A 1,619-nucleotide genomic window follows, 5' to 3' on the forward strand; every position below is an offset into this window, starting at 1 on the left:
CGAAGGGGCGCTTTGCTGCATCAGGACGCTGTCGCCCTAATCCTATCCTGAATATGTGTCCTCCACCGTTCGAATATTAGACAGGCTCTCAGACCATGTGGACCCTTGGCCTCGCCGGGGTGCTTCACGCGGTGCCATCGTGGCGGGCGGCGCCGATCGCCCCCACGTTGCAGAGCAGCCGTTGGCCGCCAGCGCTGCGCCAGGGGCTGCTGCTTGTCGTCCTGGCAATTGTTGCGGCGAGTTCGCTGCGCGCAACCGTATGGTTTGTGGTTGCTGTCGCCCTTCGCCAGTTGGTGCACTCCTATGAGCTCCACAAGGGGCAGACCGAGTTGGCCCAGGCCAACGCGATTCTGAGCGAGAAAAACGAGGAGCTCGCTCAGGCCCAGCGACAACTGGAGCAGCTGAATGGTGATCTCGCGGCCGCCAACCGTCGGCTACAGGCGGCTGGCGAGCAACAGGCCCAGTTGCTCATCCACCACCAGCAAACAGCAGTCGCGCTCGCCCACGACATGAGCGGCTTTTTGCAGGATACCTTGCTCGCGCTCACCCGTATCCAGCGAAGCCGGGGGTTAGTAGATGAGGCGGCGCCGGGTAACTTCGACCATCAGGTCGGCGTCGCTCGTCAGGGGCTGAGCGCCGCAAACGAGCTCTTGAGCGCAATGGTCGCGGCGGCGCAGCTGGAGGCAGGGATGCTGCACTTGAGGCTTGCACCGCTCCCAGCCGCAGCGCTCATCACCGATGTAGCCCGACAACTTCAGCCCCGGGCAGAGCACGTGAACATCCAGCTGACGGTCGCGGTCGACGAAACGCTTCCGCACCTTCTGGTCGATCAGGCGCTGGCGAGGCGGGCGTTGCTCAATATTGTCGGCAATGCGCTGAAGTACACCGCGATACGGCAGAAAACGGGCGCCGGGTTGGTCACCATCACTGCCGTTGCGGTTGCGCCCCACCTTGTCGTGACCGTGGCGGATAACGGCTCGGGTATCGCACCGGCAGATCTGGAACGGCTTGGGCAGCGCTTTGTGCGCGGGCACGTGGACGCGAGCACGCCGGCTGGTTCCGGCCTAGGCCTCGCTTTCGCCCGCGGCGTTATCGAGCAACACCCTGGCGGTGAGCTCCTCTTAGACTCCATCGTTGACGTAGGTACGACGGTGACAATCAAACTTCCGCTCGCGACCGATTAAAGGATGGCATACACCTTTGTGGCAATTTCTCCGATCAAAATTCATAGCATCCCTCATGGATCATTTTGCATAACCATGCGATTATAAACACAAGAATGTCATGTTCAACGGAATAAAATTCGAAGAAACATGCTTCCGACTATTATAGCAATCCTACCGGGGTTGCAAAGGCGTTCAATACGCTGCGGGCTTCCTGAGGCGCTTTACTCACTGTCAGTTGTCTAGGTTTTCACGACCCGCGTAAGACTGCTATATGCTTAGCTATAGAGGCATAGATCAATAACTTGTTCGGGGAGCTTTATATGCCGAAAAAATGGGCGCTAGCTGAGCTATTCATATCACTCCTAGCGATCATGTTTGTCTGGTGCCCAACATCAAAGTATTGCACCGGGCGGCCCGCCGGCCTTGATTGCGAGAGTTGGATGATCTTCGCGG

The 1,619-nt window shown here is 58.9% G+C and carries 1 protein-coding gene; it reads left to right on the forward strand.

The genetic code is table 11. The features are described 5' to 3' along the window. The first annotated feature begins 95 nt into the window (after window positions 1-95). Complete coding sequence (locus U9R61_RS06675; protein WP_322488038.1) at window positions 96-1,184, forward strand: HAMP domain-containing sensor histidine kinase; 1,089 nt, start codon at window positions 96-98, stop codon at window positions 1,182-1,184. Window positions 1,185-1,619 lie beyond the last annotated feature (435 nt).

The sequence above is a fragment of the Chloroflexus sp. genome (assembly GCF_034431535.1).
GTDB lineage: Bacteria > Chloroflexota > Chloroflexia > Chloroflexales > Chloroflexaceae > Chloroflexus.